Raw genomic sequence first — 24,214 nt, forward strand, 5'->3', positions numbered from 1 at the left:
ACGGCGTCACCCATGGCCCGCCTGCGAAAAAAATGCAGGCGGCAGGTACCACAGGTGCAGCCGGATCAGCCCGGCATTCCCTGCGCGATGGTTTTCACGCTTACTTTGCGCTCTCCCCGGTGTCCGGCTCGTTAGCCACCGTCATCAGCGCGATGCGCGAGGCATCGTCGCGAACTTGACGCCAGCGTCGGGGCGTCGGGACCACGCAACTTCACGTCCGCAACGGCTTCGTTCGTCCGCGCCTCGTTGAGAAGCGCTGCGAGCCGCTGCAGCCACCGCATCCCCGCCTCGCGTGTCGTGACGATCGCGCGCAACGCCCCTCCGTGGTGAGGCGGGATGCGCGGGACAATCGTCGTGATTTGCCCGACGGCACAAGACCTGCGGCTGCGACAATTCACCACGACGGGCAGTTGCCGCATGGCCCTCATGCGAAAAATGCCCGTCGTGCAGTCGCTCGCGCCGAATCCGATTGAATCACCGTCGGTGCGGCCGGAATCGCGCGGCTTGCGTGCTCGCTTTGAGGCGCAAGTGGGGCTGCGTCACGTCCGGCTCGAATTCCGACTAATTAGTCCATTCAGCGCACGGCATGGTGCGACATCAGATCGCACTCTTGCGAATGCTTTTGATTGTCGCATGAAATCTCCCCAGCTCGGCAAAACTTCCGCCGACGTTTGCCGGTCATCTGGCAGGCAAGGGGAGCTGGTCGTGCACATGCTGCGCGTGGTGTCGGCGGCGCCCTGACGTCATCGGCCATCTCTGCACAGTCCGGCGTTCAATTGCCAGCTCATTCACCACCCAAGACCAGCGCGTTCGCCGTGCGGACGAAGCGGCTCATGGTGACGCGCTCCCAGCGAGGGGTCACGCTTGCGCTGGTCGAGGTGCTGCTGACCGTGATGGTGGTCGATGCCGCATCCGCGCAGCAAGTCATCAAGGCCAAGCCGACCGACGTCGTCCCGGGGCGCGCCGATCGCCTGTTCTTCCGTCATGTCACCGCACGCAGCATCTACTACAATGTGCCGCGCGTCGCGACCGACAGCCGCACATTGATGATGCGCCAGGATCCGCGGAGCATCACCGCGCTGCTGCGTCCCGTCCGCGAGGCGGGAGCGCCTGCGCTTGCTGCGCCCGGCAGGCCCAATGCTGCGAGCGGCGGCTTCGCATTCGGACCCGCGACCTTTCAACCTGCTCGTGGCGCACTCGTCGCGACGGCGGCGCCGTCGCCGGCATCGCAACCCGCCAAGCAGATTGCGGCACCGGTTGCGGCACCGGCGGCAGCTGCCAAGCCCGAGGCGCCGGTGACGACGGCGCAGCCTGCGGCCGTGTTGCGCAATCGCGACGTCCTGCCCGACCGCAATCTCGACACGGTGAAGCCGCCGCCGGTGACGCCCGATGCCAAGCCTTACGACCCGACCGGCCTGACCGTCGGATCATTTCTCGTAAAGCCGGCCGTCGAGATCCAGGCCGGATACGACAGCAATCCGACGCGGCGAACCGGTGGGCCGGGATCGCCGGTCGCGATCGTGGCGACCGAGGTCTCGGTGCGCTCGCAATGGGAGCGGCATCAGCTCAACGCGGATTTCCGCGGCGCCTATACCGAGGACACCAACGTCCGCTCGCTCAGCCATCCGACCTTCGAGGGGCGCGCGCAGGGGCGCTACGACGTTACCGAGGGCACAACAGCGCTCACCGGGGAGGCGCGTTTCGTCAACGATGCGCTGGCGCTGCCGGGTGCGCTCAAGCTGCCGCGTGCCACGACGTTCGGCGGCAGCGCCGGCGTGCTGCAGAAGATCGGCCCGACCGAGATCGCCTTCAAGGCGTCGGCCGACCGGGTCGTGTTCAACGATGCCATGATCACGGCCAATGTGCCGTTGCGCACGCAGGATCGCAACTACACCCAGCCCGGCGCGCAGGTCCGCGTGACCTATGTGCTGACGCCGACCATCTCGCCGTTCATCGACATGAGCTTCGACCGTCGCACTCACGATCTGCAGGTCGACTTCAACGGCCAGCGCCGCGATTCCACCGGCGTCGCCGGTCGCGCCGGCGCCGTCGTCAACATGGGATCGCTGACCGGCGAGGCCTCGGTCGGCTATCTCACGCGCCGCATGGATTCGCCGCTGATGCCGAACATCAGTGGCGTGATTGCGGATGCGACGCTGGCCTGGGCCGCCACCGATGCCACGACGTTCGTGCTGGTGGCGCGATCGCAGGCGTCGGAGACGCCGGCGATCAACGTTTCCGGCATCCTGTCGCGCGACGTGATCCTGCAGATGGATCATCAGTTCGAGCCCTGGCTGATCGGAACGCTGCGCGGCGGCTACGGCCAGGATCAGTTCGTCGGCGTCGGTCGCACCGACCAGCGCATGTTCGTCGCCGCCGGCGGCGTCTACAAGATGAACCGCAACATCCAGCTGAAGAGCGAGGTCCGCACCGAATGGACCCGCTCCAACGTTCCGATCAACAACTTCATGGCGGTCGTCGGCGTCGTCGGCGTGCGCGTTCAGTATTGAGCGCGTCGCGGGAGCTCTTACTCGTCCGCCGCATTGCATGGCAATCTCCGCGGGTCACACGCCCGCGGCGATGACTCGTGTCGCATTGGCATTTCGATCGTAGCTGGCTAGTAAAGTAGAGAGCTTAGCTCGTTCATTGAGGAAATCTCGTCCGGCGCGGGGGCTGCAACCTCTCCCCGCCCTTTGCGGGGAGAGGTCGGATTGCGCAGCAATCCGGGTGAGGGGCATGGCACATACGAGGCCTGGATCGAGGTCTATCGGACGGGTGGGGCTCCGCAGCGACGGACGACACTGAACGCGTACTTCTCGTCACGCTGCCGAGCTAACAGAAAGAATTTTATAGCAAAGAATCTATACCACCCGTGCGGCTGCCCCTCACCCCGACCCTCTCCCCGTGAAGAACGGGGAGAGGGGGCGAGCGTGCTCGCGGCGATGGCTGTGCTGTACTAGCTGAGAGAGTTAGTTCGTAGAACGGGCGCTGCACCGTTCGTTTTCTCCGATCCCAAGCCGTGGGCGTGCTCTGCGCCGGCGGCAGAAAAAAGCCCCGCGTGGGGGGCGGGGCTTGAGGCAGTGCATGGCCGGCGGATGGGGGCCGGGGCGGATCGCGCGACGGGGTGAGGTTAGATCCTGTCCCGAGATCATCTCCGGCCGGTTCGGCATGCGGCTGGTGGTGGCCTTGTTGTCGTTATCGGACCCGCGCCGCCCCCAGGGAACCAAAGGGGCGACGCGGAGTGCCGGGGCCTTACTGCTCGAGCGCGGCGAGCGCAGCGTTGCCGATCTGCTGCGCCTCGGCCCAGGCGGCCTGGGTCGCCTGCTGTGCGGCCGTGTAGCCGGCCTGGATCTGCTGCTGGGCCGCGGCCCGCAGCGCCTGCTCCTGCTGCTCGCCGGTGTCGCGGGCCTGCGTCAGCGCCTGGTTGTCGGCGTTCAACTGATTGTTGGCAGCGTTGAACGCGTTGGCGGTGGTCTGCGCCTTGGCATTGGCGGCGGCGAGCGCGGCCTGGTTGGCGGCGGTGTTGGCCCTTTCGACCACCTCGGCCGCCTCCTGGGCGTCCTGCTTGGCCTGCTGCGCCACCTGGCGCGCCTGCTCCAGCGCCTGGCGGTCGGCATTGACCTTCTGCTCGGCCGCTTCGACCGTCGCGTCGATCACGCCGATCTTCTGGTTGAGCGCGGCCTCGACCGTTTTCTGGTTCGCCGACGCTGCGGCGTTGGCGGCCTGGGTCTTCTGCTGGGCGACCGCGCGCGCCTGTTCGCCGGTCTTCAGCGCCGCCTGCAGCGCGGCCTGCTCGGCGGCCTCATTGGCCTGCTGGTTGTTGTTGTTGTTGTTCTTGCCGCCGTTGCCGGCTGCGGCGCCGCCACCATTGTTGGCATTCCCGCCGTTGTTGGCATTGCCGGCAGCCTGACCTGCCTGCTGGGCAGCCTTTGCCGCGGCTTCCGCGGTCTCGCGCGCCGTATCCTTGGCGGCATTGGCGGCTTCCTTGGCCTCGTTGGACACGTCGATGTCCTTGTCGAGCTTCTGGAAGGCGGCCTGCAGCGCGGCGGAGGCCGCGGCGAGCTTCGCGGCATTCGCGGCGGCCGCGGCCTGGTTTGCGGCCGTCGGGTTCTTCTCGGCCTGTTCCTGGGCCTCGATCGCGGCGCCCTTCGCGTTCTGCTCGGCCTGGCGGGCGGCGTCGATCGCCTTGCGGTCGGCGGCGACCTGGGCTTCGGCCGCGGTGGCCTTCTGCGCGGCGGCGGCCGCAGCGGCGTTGGCCTTGGCTACGGCGTCGTTGTTGGCTGCGCCTGCAGCAGCTGCGGCCTTGGCCGGGGTGGCTGCGGCGGCGGCCGGCGCTGCGGCGGCCTTCGCGACGGCCACGGTGGTGGCGGCTGCGGCCGGCTTAGCTGCTGTCGTCGTGCTGCTGGTGGCGGCCGCAGCGGCGGTCTTGGCGATGCCGGTGGTGGTTGCGGCGGCGGCAGCCGGCTTGGCAACGGGGGTCGGCGTCGCCGCGGTGGCAACGGCGGTGGGCTTGGTCGCCGCGCCAGTGGTGGTCGCAGCCGCAGCGCTCTTTGCGGCGGTGCTCGCCGCAGCCGTGGCGGCGGTCGTCGCAGCCTTGGTAGCCGCGCTGGCGGCGGCCTTCGCAGCGGCGTTGGCGGCCGCCTGCGATGCGGCCTTGGCCGCGGCGGCGGCAGCAGCCTTGGCAGCCGCATCCTGTGCGGCCTTGGCGGCAGCCTTGGCCGCAGCCTCCTGGGCGGCCTTCGCCGCAGCATTGGCGGCGGCATTGGCGGTCGTGGTGGTGGTGGCGAGCGCCAAGGCCTGCGCATTCGCCTGATGCGGCAAGGCGGCCACGACAAGCGCGGACATGAGGGCAAGTGCGCTGACGTGGCGATAGAGGTGGGTCTTCGATGTCGCCGTTTTAAGGTTCTTCTTGTCCGCCATCAGCTCAACTCCATTGGTACGCTGGATTGGATGATGGAACCTTCTGATAATGATTTTTGCTTGCAGCATGGTCGGACCTTGCAAGCAGCATGGCGTCCGCTTGCAAGGTGACGGCAGGATTTCGCGATGTTTGCGGCGGAGCGCCTGCGGCAGGACAGCGCAACTCGGCAGAAAGCTTTCGAAACAATCGGTTGCGCCTGAACCGCCGGTTGCACCGTTGCGGCGGGCCGATGCGCAATTCGCGGCAGGACACATTGTTGCCGCTGCGCCGCGACGCATTGTCGCATCATCGATGATTGACAAAGCTGTCCGGTAATCGAACGGGCTCAGCTCTTCTGCGCGTAGAGCAGCGGCACGGCGGAATCGACCACGACTTCGACCAGGCTGGTGCCGTCGTGAGACAGGCTGCGCGCGAGTGCGGAGGCCAAGTCCGCGGATCGGGTGACACGCACAGCGTCGCAGCCCATGCCCTCGGCGAGCTTGACGAAATCGAGACCGGGCAGCTCGAGCCCGGGCACGTTGCGCACCTGCATGACCTGGCTGAACGAGCGCATCGCGCCATAGCCGGAATTGTTGATGACGACGACCGTCATCGGCAGCTTGCGCTGCGCTGATGTCCACAGCGCCTGCAGCGAGTACATCGCCGAACCGTCGCCGATCAGGCAGACCGTGCGGCCCGCCTTGCGGCCGAGCGCCATGCCGACCGCGGCCGGCAGGCTGTAGCCGAGCCCGCCGCTCGCCATCGTGTAGAAGGAATCCGCGCCCGGCATCGGCATGTGCTTGTACATCACCGGCCGATGCGAGGGGATCTCCTCGACCACAGCCGAGCCGGCCGGCAGCGCCTGCGACAGCGTGTGCAGCAGATAGTCGACGGGAATCGGATCAGCCGGCTTTGGCGTGTCGGGCAGAGCGCGCCCCTTCGGCGCGGCGCGCTTCGTCTCGGGCAGCAGCTCCAAAAGCAGCGACAGTGCGGGGCGCATCGTCGCGATGATACTGGTGCCGATCGGCGGCACCGCAGCGCCCTCGGCATCGTCGGTGATCTGATAGAGCGCGGTGCCGCCGTCGAAGATCGCGGCGTGGCCCTCGACATGGAAGGTGAAGACCGGCGCGCCGATCACCACCACGACATCATGCGGCTTCAAGGCGTCCGACAATTGGCCGGGCGCGGCATGCAGGAAGCCTTGGAATTGCGGATGGCGCTCCGGGAACGAGCAGCGCGCCGAGAACGGGGCGACCCAGACGCTGGCCTTGGTCTTTTCCGCAACCTGCACCATCAGCTCGACGCAGCCGGCGCGGTCGATGCCTGGGCCGACGACAACGGCGGGATTCGTCGCCGCCGCGAGCGCGGCGACCAGTTCGTCCATGGCGGCGCGGTCGGGGCCGAGTTCGCGGCTGATCTTGCGGGCCGCGACGGGCTGCGCCGGATGCATCCAGTCGTCGATCGGGATCGAGACGAAGGTCGGCCCGCACGGCGGCTGCATCGCCGTGTAGTAGGCGCGGGCGATCGCGCCGGGCACGTCCTCGGGGCGCGCCGGCTCGACGCTGTATTTGACATAGGGGCGGGGGAATTCGCTCGGGCGCTCGGCATAGAGGAATGCCTGCAGCGGCAGGATCGAGCGCGCCTGCTGGCCGGCGGTGATCACCAGCGGCGTCTGGTTGCGATGCGCGGTGTAGATGTTGCCGAGGGCATTGCCGACCCCCGCGGCCGAATGCAGGTTGACGAAGCCGGCATTGCGCGTCGCCTGCGCATAGCCGTCGGCCATGCCGACGACCGAGGCCTCCTGCAGGCCGAGCACGTAGTCGATGTCGTCAGGCCAGTCGCTGAGGAACGGCAGCTCGGTCGAGCCGGGATTGCCGAAGACGCATCTGATGCCGAAGGCGCGCAACAGGTCGAAGGTGGCCTGCTTGACGGTGACGGGCTTGGTCGTCGTTTTCGTTGTCCTGGCCACAGGCGTTTCCTCGGGTGTCTTGTGTCGTCATTCCGGGGCGATGCGAAGCATCGAACCCGGAATCTAGAGCGGTTCTTTTCCCTCACCTCGAGGTTCCGGGTTCGATGCTCTGCGCCAAAATGGCTACGCCATCTTGTCGCGACGCATCGCCCCGGAACGACGGAGCCTATCTCACCACGTCGCGGTGCCCTTCATGGTCGGCTGCCGCTCGGCGTTGGCGGTCCACAGCTCGAGGCCGCCGTCTTTGTCGTTGGCATTCACCGAGAACTCGCTGCCCTCGAACAGCGGCTGGACGCCGCGATAGACGAACCTGGCCGGTGGCTTGCCCTTGAGCCTGGCGGCGAACTCCACCAGCAGCGCGGCCTGTAGCGGCCCGTGGAAGATCAGACCCGGATAGCCTTCGACCTTGGTGACGTAGTCGCGGTCGTAGTGGATGCGGTGGCCGTTGAAGGTCAGCGCCGAATAGCGGAACAGCAGCACGGGGTCGGAGACATGGCTCTCGCTGTGCTGAGCCGTCGGCGGAGGCGGCGGGGCTTTCGCCGGAGCAGGCCGCGCGCTGCCCATGTCCCGATACACGATGTCCTGACGCTCGCGGATGGCGACACCACGCGGTGTCGACACGACATGCTCGACGGCGACGAAGCAGAGCTGGCCGGTCGAGCCGCTCTTCAAACTGACGTCCGTGATCGTCGAGACGCGCGTGGCGACGTCGCCGACGCGCAGCGGATCGATGAACTGCACCTCGCCGCCGGCCCACATCCGGCGCGGCAATGGCACCGGCGGCAGGAAGCCGCCGCGGGTCGGGTGGCCATCGGGGCCGAGCTGATCGTGCGGAAACACCGGCTGGCCCAGGCACCAATGCACCGTGTAGGGCGCGATGTCGCCGGTGGCGGGCTCGCCGATGTCCTGGAACAGCGTCGCGCGCAACCCCTTGGTGAGCTGCGCCGTGACGATGTCGGTGGCCTCGGCGCTGCGGCCGACCCATTGCTTGAGGTGATCGAGATCGAGCGTCTGCGTCATGATCATCCCTTTCGCTGATGCGGCGAGGCGGCCTCGCCGATCGCCGGCACGGCGCCGTAGTGTCTGTCATCGCCGACCACGATGGCGGCGGGCGCCGGATAGCTGACGACGCCGTTCGGCGTGTCGACCTCGATCCGCCGGAGATGCGGATGGGTCGAGAGATCGGCCATGCTGTTGACCTCGGCGAAGGCAATGTCGGCCGCAGCGAGCTTCGCCAGCAGTTCATCGCGCGACAGCCCGGCGAAGCGCTCGGCCACGATGCCGTCGGTCAGCGCGCGATTGCGCACGCGCGCGACCATGTTGGCGAAGCGCGGATCGTCGGGCAGGCCGGGCTGGTCGAGCACCTTGGTGCACAGCGTCGTCCACTCGCGCTCGCTCTGGATCGAGATCAGGATGTCCTTGCCGTCCTTGGAGGTGAACACGCCGTAGGGCGCGATCGAGGGATGGGCGAGGCCGATGCGCTTCGGCGCATTGCCGGCTTCCGCATTGAGCAGCGGCACCGTGAGCCAGTCGGCCATGACGTCGAACATCGAGATCCGGATATCGGCACCTTCGCCGGTACGGCCACGCTTGATCAGTGCCTCCAGGATCGCTGCATGCGCGGTGGCGCCGGTGGCGACGTCGACGATCGACATGCCGACGCGCGACGGACCCTCCGGGCCGCCGGTGATCGAGGCGAGGCCGCTCTCGGCCTGAATGAGGAGATCATAGGCCTTGCGGTCGGCGTACGGACCGGTGTCGCCATAGCCGGTGATGGTGCAGCAGATCAGCTTCGGATAGTCCTTGCGCAGCCGCTCGCGCGCAAAGCCGAGTTTGTCCATCGAGCCGGGCTTGAGATTCTGCAGCAGCACGTCGGCGCTCGCAATCAGCCGCTCCAACTCGGCGCGGCCGTCGGGCTTTGACAGATCGACGATCCGCGAATCCTTGCCGCGGTTGAGCCAGACGAAGTAGCTGCTCTGTCCCTTCGCTGCGGCGTCATAGCCGCGTGCGAAATCGCCCTCGGGCCGCTCGATCTTGATGACATGGGCGCCGGCGTCGGCCAAACGCGACGAGCAGAACGGCGCGGCCACCGCCTGCTCGACGGCGACGACGGTAATCCCTTCAAGCGGCAGCATGGTATGAACTCGTAGAGTGGGGCCTCATGGGTTCGAGACGCGCCGCAAGGGCGGCGCTCCTCACCATGAGGGTGGAGAGAGACGCTACCGCGCCCGAGATCCTCATCCCGAGGAGCCCGCCGGAGGCGGGCGTCTCGAGGGATGGCCGCGGGCGATTGTTCCGACCGAGCATATCAGTAGGAGCGCGGCATGCCGAGGACGTGCTCGGCGACGTAGGACAGGATCAGGTTGGTCGAGATCGGCGCCACCTGGTACAGCCGCGTCTCGCGGAACTTGCGCTCGACGTCGTATTCCTCGGCGAAGCCGAAGCCGCCATGAGTCTGGATGCAGGCGTTCGCCGCCTCGAACGAGGCGTCGGCGGCGAGCATCTTGGCCATGTTGGCCTCGGCGCCGCAATCGAGCCCGGCCTCGTATTTGCGGGTGGCCTCCTTGACCATCAGCTCGGCCGCGCGCATCGACGCATAGGCCTTGGCGATCGGGAACTGGATGCCTTGGTTCTGGCCGATCGGTCGGCCGAACACGACGCGCTCCTTGGCGTAGGCGGTGGCTTTCGCGATGAACCATTTGGCATCGCCGACGCACTCGGCTGCGATCAGGATGCGCTCGGCGTTCATGCCGGAGAGGATGTAGCGAAAGCCCCTGCCTTCCTCACCGATCAAATTCTCCGCCGGTACGCGCATGTCGGTGAAGAACACTTCCGTCGTGGCGTGATTCATCATCGTCCGGATCGGGCGGATGGTGAGTCCGGCATTCTTCGCTTCGCGCATGTCGACGATGAAGACGGAGAGACCGTCGGTGCGCTTCTGCGCCTGCTCCTTCGGCGTGGTGCGCGCGAGCAGGATCATCAGGTCGGAATATTCAGCGCGGCTGGTCCAGATCTTCTGGCCGTTGACGATGTAGCTGTCGCCGTCGCGCTTGGCGAAGGTCTTCAGCGACGACGTATCCGTGCCCGAGGTCGGCTCGGTGACGCCGAACGCCTGCAGCCGCAATTCGCCGCTCGCGACCTTCGGCAGCCATTTCGCCTTCTGCTCGGCCGAGCCGTGCCGCAGCACCGTGCCCATCGTGTACATCTGGGCGTGACAGCCGCCGCCATTGCAGCCGGCGCGCTGGATCTCCTCGAGGATCGCCGCAGCCGCCGACAGCTTCAGCCCGGCACCGCCATATTCCTCGGGGATCAGCACCGAGAGGTAACCGGCCTGCGTCAGCGCATCGACGAAGGCGGACGGATAGGCCATCTCGCGATCGAGCTTGCGCCAATATTCGCCGGGGAACTGGGCGCACAGCTTGGCGACGGCGTCGCGGATGTCGGCGTAATCGTCGTGCTGATGGTGGTCTGTCATGTGTTGCTCCGCGGGCCGCGTGACGCAGCCTGGGCTCTCTCCCCGAACTCGTTCCTGATAGCCTATGACCAAGCGGGTCCCGCTTGGCAAGCTTGGAATGCCCGCGTTGCTGCCGTGCAGCCTTGCCGGGGCGACAGAGCAGGGCGCCCTGCGGTCCCGTTCTAGCTGACGGGAAATCCAAGATGGCCGCGGAAGCGGTTCTTGAGATAGACGCCGTCGCGCGCAGGCAAGGCGCGGTCGACGTGATCAGTCGAGATCGCGACGCGGGCGAAATGGGGTCCTGCGAGATCGTGCAGCTTCGGCCGGAAGCTGGCGAGCGCGTCGTGATCGAGGATGGTCGTCACCGAGGGAAAGCCTGCTCCGGTAGCGATCAGCTCGAGATTGGCGCCGAGTCCCGAATGGCTCATCTGCATGCCGGTCTCGCCGAAATGAGCGTTGTCGAGCACGACGATCGAGAGGTTCCTGGGCTTCTTGGCCGCCGATGTCGCGAGGCTGCCGAGCCCCATCAACTGCTCGCCGTCGCCGGTGATGACGGCAACCGGCCGCGACGGCTGCGCCAATGCGAGGCCGAGGCCGATCATGGCCGCGCCGCCCATCGCGCCCCAGAGGTAGAAATTCGCATCGTGATCGCCAGCGGCGAACACGTCGTAGGACGACGAGCCGAGGCCGCTGACGACCAGGAGGTCGCCGCGGTCTTGCAGCAGCGCCTTGACGGCGGTGCGGCGGTCGAGTGCCGGACCCATCACTTGCCCTCCGTCCATTTCTTGGCGCCGATCATGCGCTGGGAGATCAGCACCGCGATCGGCTGATCGCTGTCATAGGCGAGCCTTGCGGCCGCCGCGGCCATCTCGCCGGCGTCCTCGGGACGCTCCAGCCGGAACACGGTGACGCCCATGATCTCGAACCCCGCCTGCGTCGCCTTGCCCATCGGCACCTGCCACGGATTGAACTCGGCCCACTCGCCGCGCATGGTCACGAAGGTCAGGAACGGGAAGCGGCAGCTCTGCAGCAGCGAGAGCATGTTGACGCAATTGCCGACGCCGCTCGACTGCATCAGCAGCACCGCGCGCTGGCCGCCGAGCCAGGCGCCGGCCGAGAGCGCGACGCCTTCCTCCTCGGTGGTGAGAACGGTGGTGGCGATCGCCGGATCGTCGTGGGCGAGCCGGATCAGGCGGGAATGGCCGGCGTCCGGCACGTAGCAGAGCTGGCGGACGGAGGCCGCTTTCAGCGCCGTGTAGATGGCGAGCGGCCAGTCGGGGCCGGGGATGGGTGTGTCGGAAGCGGGCATGACGTCCTGCGATTCATGGGCATGCGGGTGCGGGGGCCTCGTGGTTCGAGACGCGCCGCGAGCGGCGCTCCTCACCAGAGGGTCGAGAGTTCTCGTTCGTTGCGCGACGCTGTCACCCCTCATGGTGAGGAGCCGCGCAGCGGCGTCTCGAACCATGAGGCCAAGGTCTCGGGCCTCGCCCTTCGAGACGCCCGCCCAGGGGCGGTCTCCTCAGGGTGAGAGGCGGAGTACTCATCCCGGAATCCGCACCGGCAGTGACTCGTAGCCGCGGACGAAGCTGGAATAGACGCGCTTCGGCTCGCCCACCACCTCGATGCGGTCGAAGCGCTTGAGGATTTCCTGCCAGACGATGCGCAGCTGCAGTTCGGCGAGGCGCATGCCGACGCAGCGGTGGATGCCGAAGCCGAAGGAGAGGTGGATGCGCGGACGCTTGCGGTCGATAATGAAGGCGTTCGGGTTCTCGATCACCTCCTCGTCGCGGTTGCCCGAGACGTACCACATCACGACGCGGTCGCCTTTCCTGATCTTCTGCCCGCCGAGTTCGGTATCGGCCAGCGCGGTGCGGCGCATATGCGCGAGCGGCGTCTGCCAGCGGATCACTTCCGGCACCATCGTCTCGATCAGCCCGGGGTCGTCGCGCAGCTTCTGGTATTCGCCGGGGTTCTCGTTCAGCGCCAGCACCGAGGCGGTCATGCTGTTGCGTGTGGTATCGTTGCCGCCGACGATGAGCAGGATCAGATTGCCCAGCAGATTGTCCGGCGTCATGTGGCGCGTCGCTTCGCTGTGCGCCATCATCGAGATCAGGTCGCGGCCCGGATTGGCCTGGCGCTCCTTCCACATCCGGCCGAACGTCTCGGCGCAGTCGGCCAGCTCACGCCGGCGCTCCTCCTCCGATGAGACGATGCCGCTCTTGGGCAGCGCAGTGGAGACGTCGGACCAGCGCGTCAGCTTGCGCCGCTCCTCGAAGGGAAAGTCGAACAAGGTCGCCAGCATCTGCGTCGTCAGCTCGATCGACACCCGCTCGACCCAGTTGAAGGTCTCGTTGCGCGGCAGCGAGTCCAGCACCTTGCCCGAGCGTTGCCGGATCAGCACCGCCAACTCGTCGAGATGCTCCGGCGTGAACATCGGCTGCACCGTCTTGCGCTGCTCGCCGTGGCGGGGCTCGTCCATCGCGATGAAGCTCGGCCATTCGTAGCCGGGCGCGACGTCGCGGATCGTGATGCCGCCATTGCCGACGTCGGAGGAGAAGATCGCGTGATTGGTGTCGACATGCATGATGTCGTGATAGCGCGTGACAGACCAATACGGCTCGATCGGCGCCTTGGTGCAGTAGTGCACCGGCGCCTCCTTGCGCAGCCGCTCGAACCACGGCCACAGCGTGTCGTTCTGGAATAGCCGCGGCGCGCCCGGGTGGAAGTCCTCGATCGGCGTCGCATAGGCCTCCAGCCGCGCCTCGCGCAGCAGATCGGCATGGTCGGAACGAAGCGCGGCCTCAGCGGTCATGGGGTGGTCCTTTTGTTGAACTCATCACCGCGCCGGTTGAGGATCGGCAGATGAGCTGCAAATGACTGCGCCCTCTCCCCTTGTGGGAGAGGGCATGTAAGACGGTTCTGCGAATTCGGTCGGGTGAAGGGTATGTCTCTACGGGCGTTGTCCGCGGAGAGAACCCCTCACCCGACCGCGTGCGCGGATAGGCCGGCGATGCCCTCTCCCACAAGGGGAGAGGGCGCTGTATCGCGCAGCGTGATGAGCGGGGAATGAGGACAGCGTACTCACCCGACCAGACCCTTCCTGCCGCCCCCAAATTCCGCGATCGATTCGTCTCAAATGCAACCTACGCCGTAATCCTCACCGGCAATGTCTCAAATCCCTTCACGAAGCTGGAATAGACCCGCTTCGGCTCGTCCATCACCTCGATATGATCGAATCGTTTCAGGATCTCCTCCCAGATGATCTTGAGCTGCAGCTCGGCCAGCCGCAGGCCGACGCAGCGGTGGATGCCGAAGCCGAAGGACAGGTGCTGCCGCGGCCGGGCGCGGTCGATGATGAAATCGTAGGGGCGTTCGATCGAGGCTTCGTCGCGGTTGCCGGAGACGTACCACATCACGACCTTGTCGCCCTTTTTGATCTGCTTGCCGCGGAACTCGATGTCGGCGAGCGCGGTGCGCCGCATGTGGGCGAGCGGCGTCTGCCAGCGGATCACCTCCGGCACGAAGCTGTCGATCAGCGCCGGGTTGTCCTTGAGCTTGCGGTATTGGTCCGGATGCTGGCTCAGCGCGTAGATGCTGCCGGACATGGTGTTGCGCGTGGTGTCGTTGCCGCCGACGATCAGCAGCACGAGGTTGCCAAGGAAGTTCTTCGGATCCATGTTCCGCGTGGCTTCGCTGTGCGCCATCATCGACAGCAGGTCACTCTTCGGCGGCTGGCTCTGCCGCTCCTGCCACAGCCGCGCGAAATAGCGGGCGCACTCCATCAGCTCGGCCTGCCGCTCGTCCTCGGTCGCGACCAGCCCGTCCGGGCCGGGGATCGTGGTCGCGATGTCGGACCAGCGGGTCAGCTTGCGGCGGTCCTCCCAGGGGAAGTCGAACAGCACCGCGAGCATCTGCGTCGTCAGCTCGATCGAGACGCGGTCGACCCAGTCGAACACCTCGCCGACCGGCAGATTGTCCAGGCACTCGGTCGAACGCTTGCGGATGTTGATCGCGAGCTCGTCGAGATGCGTCGGCGTGAACATCGGCGCCACCGTCTTGCGCTGGGCCGCATGCCGCGGCGGGTCCATCGCGATGAAGCTCTCGCGGCGCAGGTCGGGATCGATGTCGCGGATGGTGATGCCGCCGAGCGCCGACGCCGAAGAGAACACTGCGTGATTGGTTTCGATCTCCATGATGTCGTCATAGCGCGTGATCGACCAATACGGGCCGAACATCGAATCCCTGCAATAGTGCACCGGGTCCTCGCGGCGCAGGCGGTCGAAATAGGGCCAGTGCGTGTCGGTGCGGAACAGCTCCGGATGGCCGGGGTCGAAGTCGGCGAGCGGCAGCGACGCAGCGCGGCGGGCCGCCTCGTCGACCGCGCGGGTGTCTGCTTCGGTGTGCCGGCGTGCCTCGGCCGTGTTGGCGGTCCCGTGCATGGACATCTCCCTGATGGCCGGATTCTCGATCGGTCCGGCAATATTTGGCGCGATTACATCCTGCCCGGGAGCGCACGGCAAGCGCGGAGTTTGACGGGTAACGGCCCACCCGGTCTTGCGTCGCGACGCTGGTGTTTGGCCGGATGTTGGACGTGACAAGCGCCGCGCCACGGAATATGGCTGGACGCAATTGTTGCAGAGCAGAAGACTAGCAGGAGGCCGCCACCATGATCGCCAACGCGCAGCGCATGTTCAACTTCGATCTCGGTGAGACCGCCGATGCGATCCGCGACACGGTGGCCAGCTTTTCCCAGGAACAGATCGCGCCGCGTGCGGCCGAGATCGACCGCTCCAATCAGTTTCCGCGCGATCTTTGGCCGAGGATCGGCGAGCTCGGCCTGCACGGCATCACGGTCGAGGAGGAGTATGGCGGGGCTGGGCTCGGCTATCTCGAGCATTGCATCGCGATGGAGGAGATCTCGCGCGCCTCGGCCTCGGTCGGCCTGTCCTACGGCGCCCACTCCAATCTCTGCGTCAACCAGATCCGCCGCAACGGCAACGAGGCACAGAAGCGCAAGTACCTGCCCAAGCTGATCTCGGGTGAGCATGTCGGCTCGCTGGCGATGTCCGAGCCGCAGGCCGGCTCCGACGTGGTGTCGATGAAGACCCGCGCCGACAAGAAGGGCGACCGCTTCGTGCTCAACGGCAACAAGATGTGGATCACCAACGGCCCGATCGCCGAGACGCTGGTGGTCTATGCCAAGACCGATCCGCAGGGCGGCCCGCGCGGCATCACCGCCTTCATCATCGAAAAGGGCATGAAGGGATTCTCGACCGCACAGAAGCTCGACAAGCTCGGCATGCGCGGCTCCGACACCTGTGAGCTGGTGTTCGAGGATTGCGAGGTGCCGGAGGAGAACGTGCTCGGGCAGGTCGGCCGTGGCGTCAACGTGTTGATGTCCGGCCTCGACTACGAGCGCGCCGTTCTCGCCGCCGGTCCGCTCGGCATCATGCAGGCCTGCATGGACGCGGTGCTGCCCTACGTTCACGAGCGCAAGCAGTTCGGCCAGCCGATCGGCACCTTCCAGCTGGTGCAGGGTAAGGTCGCCGACATGTATACGACGATGAATGCGGCGCGCGCCTATGTCTATGCGGTGGCCAAGGCCTGCGACCGCGGCGAGACCACGCGCGAGGACGCGGCGGGTGCCATTCTGTTTGCTGCGGAGAAGGCCACGCAGTGCGCGCTCGACGCAATCCAGCTGCTGGGCGGCAACGGCTACATCAACGACTATGCGACCGGACGGCTGCTGCGTGACGCCAAGCTGTACGAGATCGGCGCTGGCACCAGCGAAATCAGGCGCATGCTGATCGGACGTGAGCTGTTCGATAAGACATCATAGAACGCGAATTGGCCGGATGCGCGCGCCTGCAGCGTGTTCGCGCACCGGCCAGAAGCACATATTTTATTCAGTCTCGCCAAGGCCGGTGTTTTTTTCCGGCCGACTTGCGTACAAATAGCGTCGAACCTCGGAATCGACCCCGCGACGAATAGCCGGGGCATATTTTAGTCTTTTTCGCGTGTCGGAGGCGTGAGCCGTGAACCAGATGAGTTACGTTCCGGGGCAGCCTCCGCCGCTTCCGCCGTTGACGGCGACCTTCTCCGGGGCACGCGGTGAGTTTTTCCGGCTGGTCAGCCGCGGTGCGGCCATCGAACTGATCACGCTCGGCTTCTACCGATTCTGGCTGGCGACCGACATCCGGCGGCATCTGTGGGTCAATACGGCCATCGACGGCGATGCGGCCGAGTATACCGGACGCGGCAAGGAGCTCTTGATCGGCTTCCTGTTCGCGATGGCGATCCTGGTCCCGATCTACCTTGCCTATTTCCTGGTCGGCGTCGAGGCCGAGCGCTACCAGGGCTTCGCCAGCGTGCCCCTGGTGATCGCCTTCTATGCGTTCGGCCAGTTCGCGATCTATCGCGCGCGGCGCTACCGGCTGACGCGCACGGTCTGGCGCGGCATCCGGTTCTGGATGGACGGCTCGGGATGGGCCTATGCCGGGCGGGCGATGCTGTGGACGCTGCTGGCGGTGCTGACGCTCGGCTTGGCGTGGCCGTGGCGCGCCGCCGCGCTGGAGCGCTACAAGATGCGGCACTCGCATTACGGCGACCTCAGCGGCGATTTCGAGGGACGTGGCTGGGACTTCTTCAAGAACGCCTGGTATCTCTGGCTAGTCGCGCCGTTTGCGCTCGTGCTGTTTCCGCTGTTCCCCTTCGTCTACGCCCAGCTCAAAGCGGTCGAATGGCGCTGGTGGCTGTCCGGCATCCGCTTCGGCGGCGTGCGCCTGGAATCCACCTTGTCCAGTGACGCCTTCTACGCCCTGTACTGGAAGGTGATCGTCTGGTGGGTGCTGCTGTCGATCGCCTCGGGGCTGTATTTCACCGCGACTGGGGCGCTGATGATCAACCTGCTCGGCCCGGGGAGCGATGGTGAGCCGCAGTTGCAGGCGCTGTCCAACAACATTCCGATGCTCTTGCTGATGGGGCTCGGCTACATCGTCTGGATCCTGGCGCTCAACGTCGTGATGCGGATGTATCTGGTGCGCGACATGTGGGCGACGGTGCTCGAATCGGTCGAGGTGCATGGCATCGAGGCCATGGCCAACGTCGGCGCCAAGGGCGATCTGGCCAGCGCGCTGGGTGAAGGGTTTGCCGATGGACTCGACGTCGCCGGATTCTGAATCCGAGCCCGGCGGCGGCGCAGGTCGTTCGCTCGACGGCACGTCGACCGAGCCGGCCGCACCGCCCGGCGGCCCTGCGACCTATTTCGACGGCTTGTCGAACCGGCGCCAGACGGTGACGATCAGTTTGGCCAATCAGCTGGTGATGCGCAGCGCCGACAATTTCGTGTCGTGGCCGTATGTCGACATCCGGCGGGTGGATGGTCCGAGCGGCACGCTGCGGGTCAGCTGTCTGTCCGCATCTCCGCTGGCGCGGCTCGAGATTCGCGACGCGGCGCTCGCCGACGAGTTGATCGCGCGCTGCGTGCAAATCGACGAAAACCGGCTGACGCGGAGCGGGATTGCCCGGATCGTCGGCTGGTCGCTCGCGGCCGCGGCCTCGATCGTCGCGCTCGTTCTCGTCGTGCTTCCGCGGGCCGCCGAGCGGCTGACGCCGCTGGTGCCGCCGGCGATGGAGCGGCATCTCGGCGAGGCTGCCGTCGTGCAGATCCACGCGCTGTTCGGTGAAAAAGCATGCAGCGAGGCGGCCGGGCAGGCGGCGTTCGCCAAGCTGGTCACGGCGCTGCGCCAGCCTGCGGGCCTCGACGACAGCATCGCGTCGGAGGTGCTGGATACGTCGATCCCCAACGCCTTTGCGCTGCCGGGCGGTCGCTTCTTCCTGTTTCGTGGACTGCTCGACAAATCGAACGATCCCGACGAGGTCGCCGGTGTGCTGGCGCATGAGCTCGGCCATCTGAAGCATCGCGACAATCTGCGCCAGGTGATCCACAATGGCTCGAGCTCATTCCTGATCGGCCTGCTGTTCGGCGACGTCACCGGCGCCGGCGCCGCGATCTTCGCCTCGCGCGCCATGATCGACGCGTCCTACTCGCGCGAGGCGGAGGAGGCGGCCGACAGCTTTGCCATCGACGTCATGCACAAGCTCGGACGGCCGACGCGGCCGATGGGCGAATTGCTATTCCGCATCACCGGCAAGGAGGACGGCAAGCGCCCGTCGCTGTGGGGCAGCCACCCGCTGACCGAAGACCGCCTCGCCCGCATGCGCGCCGAAGACCGCCCCGCCAGCGGCCCGCCGCTGCTCAGCCCCGAAGAGTGGAAGGCGCTGAAGGGGATTTGCAGTAGATGATGGTGATCTGGTGCCTCACGAACGGCTGATCAGGACCACCGATCGTCTCTCATCCGTCATTGCGAGCGCAGCGAAGCAATCCAGTGTGGTGTGCGGGACTCTGGATTGCTTCGCTGCGCTCGCAATGACGGAGTGAGAGCGGTGTGCGTCAGCTGCTAGGCGGGTTGAGCGACAATACCTCTGCTACATAGGGAAGTTCGTGGATCGACGGACCGCACAAGCTTTCGGTGACGTTGACTGAGTCGTGGCCGATGTCGCAGATCTAGCGACTACTCCGCCAGATTGTTCACCTTCTTCACCCACGCCCGGACGTCGGTGAGCACGTCAGGCAGCACCGCCTTGACCTCGGTCAGCGTCATGCCGGCCTTGACGCGGGGGTCGTAGAGCAGGTTGAGAATGTACTGGTCGTAGATGTCGAAATAGCCCATCGAGACGTTGTCGTTGAACATCGTCCAGGGCACGCTCGAGGTGTCGTTGATCGGCCCGAGCGACTGCAGCAGCTCCTCATAGGCGCAGTCGAGGAAGACGAAGTCGCCATTGTCGACGGTCAGGATGACGTCGGAATGCTCGATCTCGAACGCCTCGTTCTTGCGGAAGCCGGACAGGCATTGCGGGTCGAGCGAGGTCTTGATCTCGCGGGCGCGCTCGCTGCCATAGGCCTGGCTGATGGTGTGATAGAGGTCCCGGTCGCGCACCAGCTTGACGCGGACATTGGCGTCCTCGTCACTGTCGGTCATCGCGATGTCGAGATTGCGGATGCGGGCGGCGATGTCGCCGACGACCTTGGCGAGCTGGGCCTTGCGGTCGGTACGGCGGCCGTCGGCATAGACCCGCACCGGGGCGCTGTATTTCCTGATGCGGTCGACCCGGCCGGCGAGATGATATTCGGCGCCGAACGCGGTCTTGTAGAAGCCGTCGGTGATTTCGGCGTCGGTGAAGCTCTTCTTCTCGGCGCGCTGGCGCGCGGCGATCGCAGGGATCTCGGCGGTGAAGGCCGGCTGCGGCAGCAGCAGCGTGACGAACGGTCCGAGCGCCGCGGACAGAACGATGGCCGCCATTCCAAGCGACCCCCGGGAGCATCTGTCATGCTCCCGGCCTGGATGAGCGCTCCGGCGTTGCGACATGATCCCCCGGCGCGACCCTGTCAGTTCTTGACGACGACAGTGGTGCCGACCGGGACGCGGTCGTAGAGGTCGGCGACGTCGTCATTGGTCATTCGGAAGCAGCCCGACGACACCGCCTGTCCGATCGTCTCCGGCTCGTTGGAGCCGTGGATGCGGTACAGGGTGGAGCCGAGATACATCGCGCGCGCCCCAAGCGGGTTCTCGATGCCGCCGGCCATGTGGCGCGGCAGGTCGGGACGGCGGCGCAGCATCTGCGACGGCGGCGTCCAGGCTGGCCATTCCTTCTTGGCGGTGATGCGGTGCACGCCGCTCCAGCGGAACCCGTCGCGGCCGACGCCGATGCCGTAGCGCAGCGCCTGGCCGTTCGGCAGCACCAGATAGAGCCGGCGCTCGCCGGTGTTCACGACGATCGTGCCTGGCGCATAGTCGCCCTGGAACATCACGGTCTGGCGCGGGATCGGGCTGACGCCGGTCCGATAGTTGTTCGTCACGGCACTGAACGGGTCCGTCCATTGAGCATGTGCCATCCCGGCACTCGACAGCAAGGCGAACGCAGCGACCACCCCAGCAAAATACCGCTTCATTTCCATCCCCTGGCATAAATCAAATTACGTCGAAGAGAGGCCACAATCCGCCCGATTTCGCAACCCACGGCAGCGTGACAGGCGCATGCGAGCGGCGGCTGTGATGCAAATCCCACGGACATTCCAAATGTTGCGGCTGGGGCCGTTGCCAATACCGCGTTAGCCAAAGCTGCGCGCGCGCATCATGGCGATGGCAGCAATGCGGCCATCCCCTTTGACGCAGGCAGCGAACAATGATTGATCTGGCGTCTTGCAAGACAGAGCGCGGTGTCACGGGAGCAAATGATGAACGGTGCGGAAAGCCTGGTACGGACCCTGGTCGCGGGGGGCGTTGACGTCTGCTTTACCAATCCGGGCACCTCCGAGATGCACTTCGTCGCCGCGCTCGACCGGGTCGAGGGCATGCGCTGCGTGCTCGGCCTGTTCGAGGGCGTCGTTACCGGCGCCGCCGACGGCTATTTCCGCATGAAGGGCACCCCGGCCTCGACCCTGCTGCATCTCGGTCCCGGCCTTGCCAACGGCCTCGCCAATCTGCACAACGCCAAGAAGGCGCGCTCCGGCATCGTCAACATCGTTGGCCAGCACGCCACCTACCACATCGGCTTCAATGCGCCGCTGACCTCCGACATCGAGGGCCTGGCCCGGCCGATGTCGGACTGGGTGCGGACCTCGCCGAGCGCGAAGGCGGTCTCCGCCGACGGCGCCGCGGCGATCGCCGCCGCCAAGAGCGCACCGCCGCAGATCGCCACCCTGATCCTGCCCGCCGACACCGCCTGGAACGAGGCCGACGGCATCGCCCCGGTTCCGGCCGATACCCAGCGTCCGAGCTACTCGGCCGACGCCGTCGAGAAGGCCGCCAGGATCCTGCATGCCCACGGCCCCGAGACCCTGGTGCTGATGACCGCGGGCGCGCTGACCGAGCAGGCGCTGACCTTCGCCCAGCAGATCGCCGGCAAGACCGGCTGCCGCGTCATGGGCCAGACCTATCACCCGCGCATGGCGCGCGGCGCCGGGCGGTTCTCGATCGACCGCATTCCCTATGTGATCGAGCAGGCGCTGCCGATCCTGAAGAACTACAAGCACATCGTGCTGGTCGAGGCTAACGATCCCGTCGCCTTCTTCGCCTATCCGAACAAGCCGAGCCAGTTGAAGGCCGAGGGCACCGAGGTGCACCGCATGACCGCCTGGGGCGAGAACTCGGCCGCCGCGCTCGAGGCGCTGGCCGGCCATCTCGGCGCCAAGGCCGCGGACGTGAAGCCGCAGCCGCTCGCCGAGCTGATCAAGCCGCAAGGGGCGCTCAACCACACCACCATCGCCCAGGCCATCGCTTACGCCATCCCGGAAAACGGCATCATCGTCGACGAATCCATCACCACCGGCCGCGGCTTCTTCCCGCCGACCGCGGCCGCGAAGCCGCATGACTGGCTGCAGAACATGGGCGGCTCGATCGGCTTCTCGACCCCGGTCGCGACCGGCGCCGCGGTGGCTTGTCCGGACCGCAAGGTGATGTGCCTCGTCGGTGACGGCAGCGCGATGTACACGATCCAGTCGCTGTGGACCCAGGCGCGCGAGAACCTCAACGTCGTCACCGTCGTGTTCGCCAACAGGATCTACCAGATCCTGCGCGGCGAGTTCGACGGCGTCGGCGCCGGCGAGCCCGGCCAGCGCGCCCAGGACATGCTCAAGATCGACCGTCCGACGCTCGACTTCGTCGCCATGGCCAAGGGCATGGGCGTTCCCGGCCGCGCCGTCACCACGGCGGACGAGTTCAACGCGGCGCTGGCCGAGGCCAATGCCGAATACGGCCCGCGCCTGATCGAAGTGCAGATGTAAGTCTTTGCGCCGAGCAACCGGCGGCCGCAAATCAGCCGCCGGTTGATGGCAGCCTCATTGCCGCATTTTGGTGGTTGGCGACTCAGCACGAACGCGTGTTGATGGTGACGTCTCCATCGTTTGTTCTGTTTGGGCGGCATGCACAGCGAATTGAACCGGCTGATCTCAGCGCTGCAGGAGTTCTATGCGCGCGAGCGCTTCATCCTCGACCGCGATCTCGGTGAGCGCGCCCTGACGCACCGGCTGTCGGTGCATGTCGAGCGCAACTTCCTCGGCTGGGACGTCGATTGCGACTACAACCGGCTCGGCGACCGCGCCATGCTGCTGCCGCGCGGCTCGATCGTCTCGACCGACGACGAACTGGCCAAGTCGGTCTACCCGGATATCGTCGTCCACAAGCGCGCGGTGCCGGACAATCTGCTGGCCATCGAGGTGCGCAAGGCCAGCAACCACCAGCCGCTGGCACATGACCGTCACAAGCTGATGGCCCTGACTGATCCGCATCTGTGGTTTGCCTATTGGATCGGCGTGCTGGTGATCCTCGACCGCCGCAGCGTGATCACGCCGGAGATCTATGTCGGTGCGCGGATCGATCCGGCGCTGTCCGCCTGGTTCGCCGGACGACTGCAGCAACTGCAGCTGGGGGCGGGATAAGGATTGCAAGAAGCGGGGAGCGTTGCTTGCGGCGCGGTGACGCGACGCTCTCGCCCCGCCCTCGAGCAAACCCCGGCCCGCAATTGACGCGGTGGGCGTGCCCTCGAGGCACGCCCGCGCCGCCGGCCTACTTCGACATGCCGTCGCCGGAGGTCTTCTTCGCCGACTTCTTCTTCGGCTTGCTCATCTTCATGTCGTCGCCGCCGCTCATTGCATCGCCGCTCTTGGCCGCCTGTCCGGTGGTCGTCATCGGCTTCTCGGTCGACTGCGCAAGAGCGGCCGACGAGACGAACGCGAGAGCAGCGGTGGCGATGATCAGTTTACGCATGCGGAAAACCTCCGTGGGTTGGAAACGCGCCGGACCATAGGCGGATTCGCGCCGCGGCGTTCTGACGCAGGAATAAGGAAAACGTGAGAGTTTCGCCCTGCAAAAGCCGATTTGCGCGCCAGCGCGGGGCGCCTTGGGCGCATTCTGTGGCGCGTGCGGTCGACGCAGGAGACCCATGCGCGGGCGCACGAGGCCAAATTGGCCGGGTGGTCCATGGCAGGGCGTCGTCGAAGGAAGTCCGCCCGCCATGCCATTCACTTGGCTCATCAAGATTTTGGGCGATACACCTCGTTCAAGGTGACGGCCCTCGCGATCCGAGTACAGTCGAAGGCGCATTGTTCACCCTGACCGGAGCGGCAATTAAGTGTACTGGACTTTAATCGAGAGCAACGAGCCGCCCTCGTCGGTCCGACCACGGCCGAAGGCGCGTTCATCTCGACCCGATAGGCTAAACTGTATACCGCACCTGATTTCGGGAGCAACTATTAGCGAAGAGAGGGTAGGGAGGCTGGAATGGCGAAGCCAGAAGAGCCGTACATCGAGTTCATCGTAGAGACGTATTACGAAAGTGGCTCAGGGCTTCATGGCGACATTCATGTTCGTCCGGCCGCGGGGCAACCCTTCCCGCAACATCTGCGTGTCCGTTTTCCACGCAAAATACGTTATGCGAATCCCGTGCCTTCTCGGTTTCTGGTTGCTGGGAAGCTTTCCGACCGCGAAGGCGGCAATGAGTTCATTCATACGAACCATGCCTGGGGTTATCGAAAATTATGACCGCGGACTGCGCTCAATCTGTTGTTTGATGGCCGCGCCAATCTCAGGAATCGCGAGATCGAAATACCTAATGATTGCATGAACGTTTTTGAAGCATATCCATTGGTTCAGCCGTGTAGAGCTGGCTTGAAGTCCCACAAAGCGAAGTCTGTATTTCGCAGACCAAAACGAGGGTCTATCGTCGGCCACGCGAAATATCGGCCCGCCGCTGACCCCGCCAACGAATGGCGACTTTACGGTCGCGTTGTTGTCGTGAAAATTCAGTGTTTCGGGGGCGTACTTCAGAACGA

20 protein-coding genes are annotated in these 24,214 nt (G+C 66.0%); 8 read left to right on the plus strand and 12 right to left on the minus strand.

Translation table 11 applies throughout. The annotated features are described in order from the left end of the window. Window positions 1-336: 336 nt before the first annotated feature. Together ACQR1I_RS04765 and ACQR1I_RS04770 are read left to right on the plus strand one after the other, a co-directional pair. Window positions 337-741, plus strand: a complete 405-nt coding sequence (locus ACQR1I_RS04765; protein WP_434867773.1) for a hypothetical protein — start codon at window positions 337-339, stop codon at window positions 739-741. Window positions 742-833: 92 nt separating this feature from the next. Then, window positions 834-2,510 carry an outer membrane beta-barrel protein gene (locus ACQR1I_RS04770; RefSeq protein WP_434867772.1) on the plus strand — a complete coding sequence of 559 codons (1,677 nt, stop codon included), beginning with the start codon at window positions 834-836 and terminating at the stop codon, window positions 2,508-2,510. A 742-nt stretch (window positions 2,511-3,252) separates the two neighbouring features. Here ACQR1I_RS04770 and ACQR1I_RS04775 read toward each other — a convergent pair. The 9 genes from ACQR1I_RS04775 to ACQR1I_RS04815 form a co-directional block, all read right to left on the minus strand. After that, a complete protein-coding gene (locus ACQR1I_RS04775; protein ID WP_434867771.1) occupies window positions 3,253-4,920 on the minus strand; it encodes a hypothetical protein in 1,668 nt (555 codons plus the stop codon). 326 nt (window positions 4,921-5,246) lie between these two features. After that, window positions 5,247-6,869 carry a benzoylformate decarboxylase gene (mdlC, locus tag ACQR1I_RS04780; protein WP_434867770.1) on the minus strand — a complete coding sequence of 541 codons (1,623 nt, stop codon included), beginning with the start codon at window positions 6,867-6,869 and terminating at the stop codon, window positions 5,247-5,249. Between the two features lie 171 nt (window positions 6,870-7,040). Continuing rightward, the gene (locus ACQR1I_RS04785; RefSeq protein WP_434867769.1) at window positions 7,041-7,889 is read right to left on the minus strand and encodes an FAS1-like dehydratase domain-containing protein; all 849 of its coding nucleotides are present in this window, start codon (window positions 7,887-7,889) and stop codon (window positions 7,041-7,043) included. 2 nt (window positions 7,890-7,891) lie between these two features. Continuing rightward, the gene (locus ACQR1I_RS04790) at window positions 7,892-9,004 is read right to left on the minus strand and encodes a CaiB/BaiF CoA transferase family protein (protein WP_434867768.1); all 1,113 of its coding nucleotides are present in this window, start codon (window positions 9,002-9,004) and stop codon (window positions 7,892-7,894) included. 173 nt (window positions 9,005-9,177) lie between these two features. Continuing rightward, window positions 9,178-10,344 carry an acyl-CoA dehydrogenase family protein gene (locus tag ACQR1I_RS04795; RefSeq protein ID WP_434867767.1) on the minus strand — a complete coding sequence of 389 codons (1,167 nt, stop codon included), beginning with the start codon at window positions 10,342-10,344 and terminating at the stop codon, window positions 9,178-9,180. A gap of 161 nt (window positions 10,345-10,505) precedes the next feature. Further along, complete coding sequence (locus ACQR1I_RS04800) at window positions 10,506-11,087, minus strand: thiamine pyrophosphate-dependent enzyme (protein WP_434867766.1); 582 nt, start codon at window positions 11,085-11,087, stop codon at window positions 10,506-10,508. Continuing rightward, complete coding sequence (locus ACQR1I_RS04805; protein WP_434867765.1) at window positions 11,087-11,632, minus strand: phosphonopyruvate decarboxylase; 546 nt, start codon at window positions 11,630-11,632, stop codon at window positions 11,087-11,089. The genes ACQR1I_RS04800 and ACQR1I_RS04805 overlap by 1 nt, the downstream gene beginning before the upstream one ends. 231 nt (window positions 11,633-11,863) lie before the next feature. After that, window positions 11,864-13,135 (minus strand): cytochrome P450, encoded by a 1,272-nt coding sequence (locus ACQR1I_RS04810; protein WP_434867764.1) that lies wholly within the window; start codon window positions 13,133-13,135, stop codon window positions 11,864-11,866. A gap of 331 nt (window positions 13,136-13,466) precedes the next feature. Beyond that, the gene (locus tag ACQR1I_RS04815; RefSeq protein ID WP_434867763.1) at window positions 13,467-14,762 is read right to left on the minus strand and encodes a cytochrome P450; all 1,296 of its coding nucleotides are present in this window, start codon (window positions 14,760-14,762) and stop codon (window positions 13,467-13,469) included. Window positions 14,763-14,989: 227 nt separating this feature from the next. Here ACQR1I_RS04815 and ACQR1I_RS04820 point away from each other — a divergent pair, with 227 nt between their 5' ends. From ACQR1I_RS04820 to ACQR1I_RS04830, 3 genes are all read left to right on the plus strand, one after another. After that, entirely contained in the window at window positions 14,990-16,162 is a 1,173-nt protein-coding gene (locus ACQR1I_RS04820; RefSeq protein WP_434867762.1) for an isovaleryl-CoA dehydrogenase, read from the plus strand. Window positions 16,163-16,367: 205 nt separating this feature from the next. Continuing rightward, window positions 16,368-17,501, plus strand: a complete 1,134-nt coding sequence (locus ACQR1I_RS04825) for a DUF898 family protein (protein WP_434867931.1) — start codon at window positions 16,368-16,370, stop codon at window positions 17,499-17,501. Then, window positions 17,476-18,627 (plus strand): M48 family metallopeptidase, encoded by a 1,152-nt coding sequence (locus tag ACQR1I_RS04830; RefSeq protein WP_434867761.1) that lies wholly within the window; start codon window positions 17,476-17,478, stop codon window positions 18,625-18,627. The genes ACQR1I_RS04825 and ACQR1I_RS04830 overlap by 26 nt, the downstream gene beginning before the upstream one ends. 269 nt (window positions 18,628-18,896) lie before the next feature. Here the strand turns inward: ACQR1I_RS04830 and ACQR1I_RS04835 are convergent, their stop codons facing one another. Continuing rightward, the gene (locus ACQR1I_RS04835) at window positions 18,897-19,685 is read right to left on the minus strand and encodes a DUF2927 domain-containing protein (RefSeq protein ID WP_434867760.1); all 789 of its coding nucleotides are present in this window, start codon (window positions 19,683-19,685) and stop codon (window positions 18,897-18,899) included. An 86-nt stretch (window positions 19,686-19,771) separates the two neighbouring features. Beyond that, window positions 19,772-20,335 carry a L,D-transpeptidase gene (locus ACQR1I_RS04840; protein ID WP_434867759.1) on the minus strand — a complete coding sequence of 188 codons (564 nt, stop codon included), beginning with the start codon at window positions 20,333-20,335 and terminating at the stop codon, window positions 19,772-19,774. Between the two features lie 285 nt (window positions 20,336-20,620). Between ACQR1I_RS04840 and ACQR1I_RS04845 the strand changes: the two genes are divergently transcribed. Beyond that, entirely contained in the window at window positions 20,621-22,168 is a 1,548-nt protein-coding gene (locus tag ACQR1I_RS04845; protein ID WP_434867758.1) for an acetolactate synthase large subunit, read from the plus strand. A gap of 138 nt (window positions 22,169-22,306) precedes the next feature. After that, window positions 22,307-22,822, plus strand: coding sequence for a hypothetical protein (locus ACQR1I_RS04850; RefSeq protein ID WP_434867757.1), 516 nt, complete (start codon window positions 22,307-22,309; stop codon window positions 22,820-22,822). A gap of 127 nt (window positions 22,823-22,949) precedes the next feature. On the opposite strand, the gene ACQR1I_RS04855 is transcribed toward ACQR1I_RS04850, so the two are convergent. Continuing rightward, on the minus strand, window positions 22,950-23,150 hold the full coding sequence (locus ACQR1I_RS04855; RefSeq protein ID WP_434867756.1) for a hypothetical protein: 201 nt from the start codon (window positions 23,148-23,150) through the stop codon (window positions 22,950-22,952). Between the two features lie 513 nt (window positions 23,151-23,663). Between ACQR1I_RS04855 and ACQR1I_RS04860 the strand changes: the two genes are divergently transcribed. Further along, window positions 23,664-23,924, plus strand: a complete 261-nt coding sequence (locus tag ACQR1I_RS04860) for a hypothetical protein (protein ID WP_434867755.1) — start codon at window positions 23,664-23,666, stop codon at window positions 23,922-23,924. The last annotated feature ends 290 nt before the right edge of the window (window positions 23,925-24,214 follow it).

This window comes from Bradyrhizobium sp. HKCCYLS2038, assembly GCF_051167655.1.
Taxonomy (GTDB): domain Bacteria; phylum Pseudomonadota; class Alphaproteobacteria; order Rhizobiales; family Xanthobacteraceae; genus Bradyrhizobium.

Coding starts and splice junctions, on each gene's coding strand:
- ACQR1I_RS04840 (WP_434867759.1), bottom strand. CDS start 20,335: ATGAAGCGGTATTTTGCTGGGGTGGTCGCTGCGTTCGCCTTGCTGTCG.
- ACQR1I_RS04800 (WP_434867766.1), bottom strand. CDS start 11,087: ATGGGTCCGGCACTCGACCGCCGCACCGCCGTCAAGGCGCTGCTGCAA.
- ACQR1I_RS04815 (WP_434867763.1), bottom strand. CDS start 14,762: ATGCACGGGACCGCCAACACGGCCGAGGCACGCCGGCACACCGAAGCA.
- ACQR1I_RS04775 (WP_434867771.1), bottom strand. CDS start 4,920: ATGGCGGACAAGAAGAACCTTAAAACGGCGACATCGAAGACCCACCTC.
- ACQR1I_RS04765 (WP_434867773.1), top strand. CDS start 337: ATGCGCGGGACAATCGTCGTGATTTGCCCGACGGCACAAGACCTGCGG.
- ACQR1I_RS04830 (WP_434867761.1), top strand. CDS start 17,476: ATGGACTCGACGTCGCCGGATTCTGAATCCGAGCCCGGCGGCGGCGCA.
- ACQR1I_RS04810 (WP_434867764.1), bottom strand. CDS start 13,135: ATGACCGCTGAGGCCGCGCTTCGTTCCGACCATGCCGATCTGCTGCGC.
- ACQR1I_RS04790 (WP_434867768.1), bottom strand. CDS start 9,004: ATGCTGCCGCTTGAAGGGATTACCGTCGTCGCCGTCGAGCAGGCGGTG.
- ACQR1I_RS04825 (WP_434867931.1), top strand. CDS start 16,368: ATGAGTTACGTTCCGGGGCAGCCTCCGCCGCTTCCGCCGTTGACGGCG.
- ACQR1I_RS04845 (WP_434867758.1), top strand. CDS start 20,621: ATGAACGGTGCGGAAAGCCTGGTACGGACCCTGGTCGCGGGGGGCGTT.
- ACQR1I_RS04860 (WP_434867755.1), top strand. CDS start 23,664: ATGGCGAAGCCAGAAGAGCCGTACATCGAGTTCATCGTAGAGACGTAT.
- ACQR1I_RS04850 (WP_434867757.1), top strand. CDS start 22,307: ATGCACAGCGAATTGAACCGGCTGATCTCAGCGCTGCAGGAGTTCTAT.
- ACQR1I_RS04855 (WP_434867756.1), bottom strand. CDS start 23,150: ATGCGTAAACTGATCATCGCCACCGCTGCTCTCGCGTTCGTCTCGTCG.
- ACQR1I_RS04835 (WP_434867760.1), bottom strand. CDS start 19,685: ATGGCGGCCATCGTTCTGTCCGCGGCGCTCGGACCGTTCGTCACGCTG.
- ACQR1I_RS04820 (WP_434867762.1), top strand. CDS start 14,990: ATGATCGCCAACGCGCAGCGCATGTTCAACTTCGATCTCGGTGAGACC.
- ACQR1I_RS04795 (WP_434867767.1), bottom strand. CDS start 10,344: ATGACAGACCACCATCAGCACGACGATTACGCCGACATCCGCGACGCC.
- ACQR1I_RS04785 (WP_434867769.1), bottom strand. CDS start 7,889: ATGACGCAGACGCTCGATCTCGATCACCTCAAGCAATGGGTCGGCCGC.
- ACQR1I_RS04805 (WP_434867765.1), bottom strand. CDS start 11,632: ATGCCCGCTTCCGACACACCCATCCCCGGCCCCGACTGGCCGCTCGCC.
- ACQR1I_RS04770 (WP_434867772.1), top strand. CDS start 834: ATGGTGACGCGCTCCCAGCGAGGGGTCACGCTTGCGCTGGTCGAGGTG.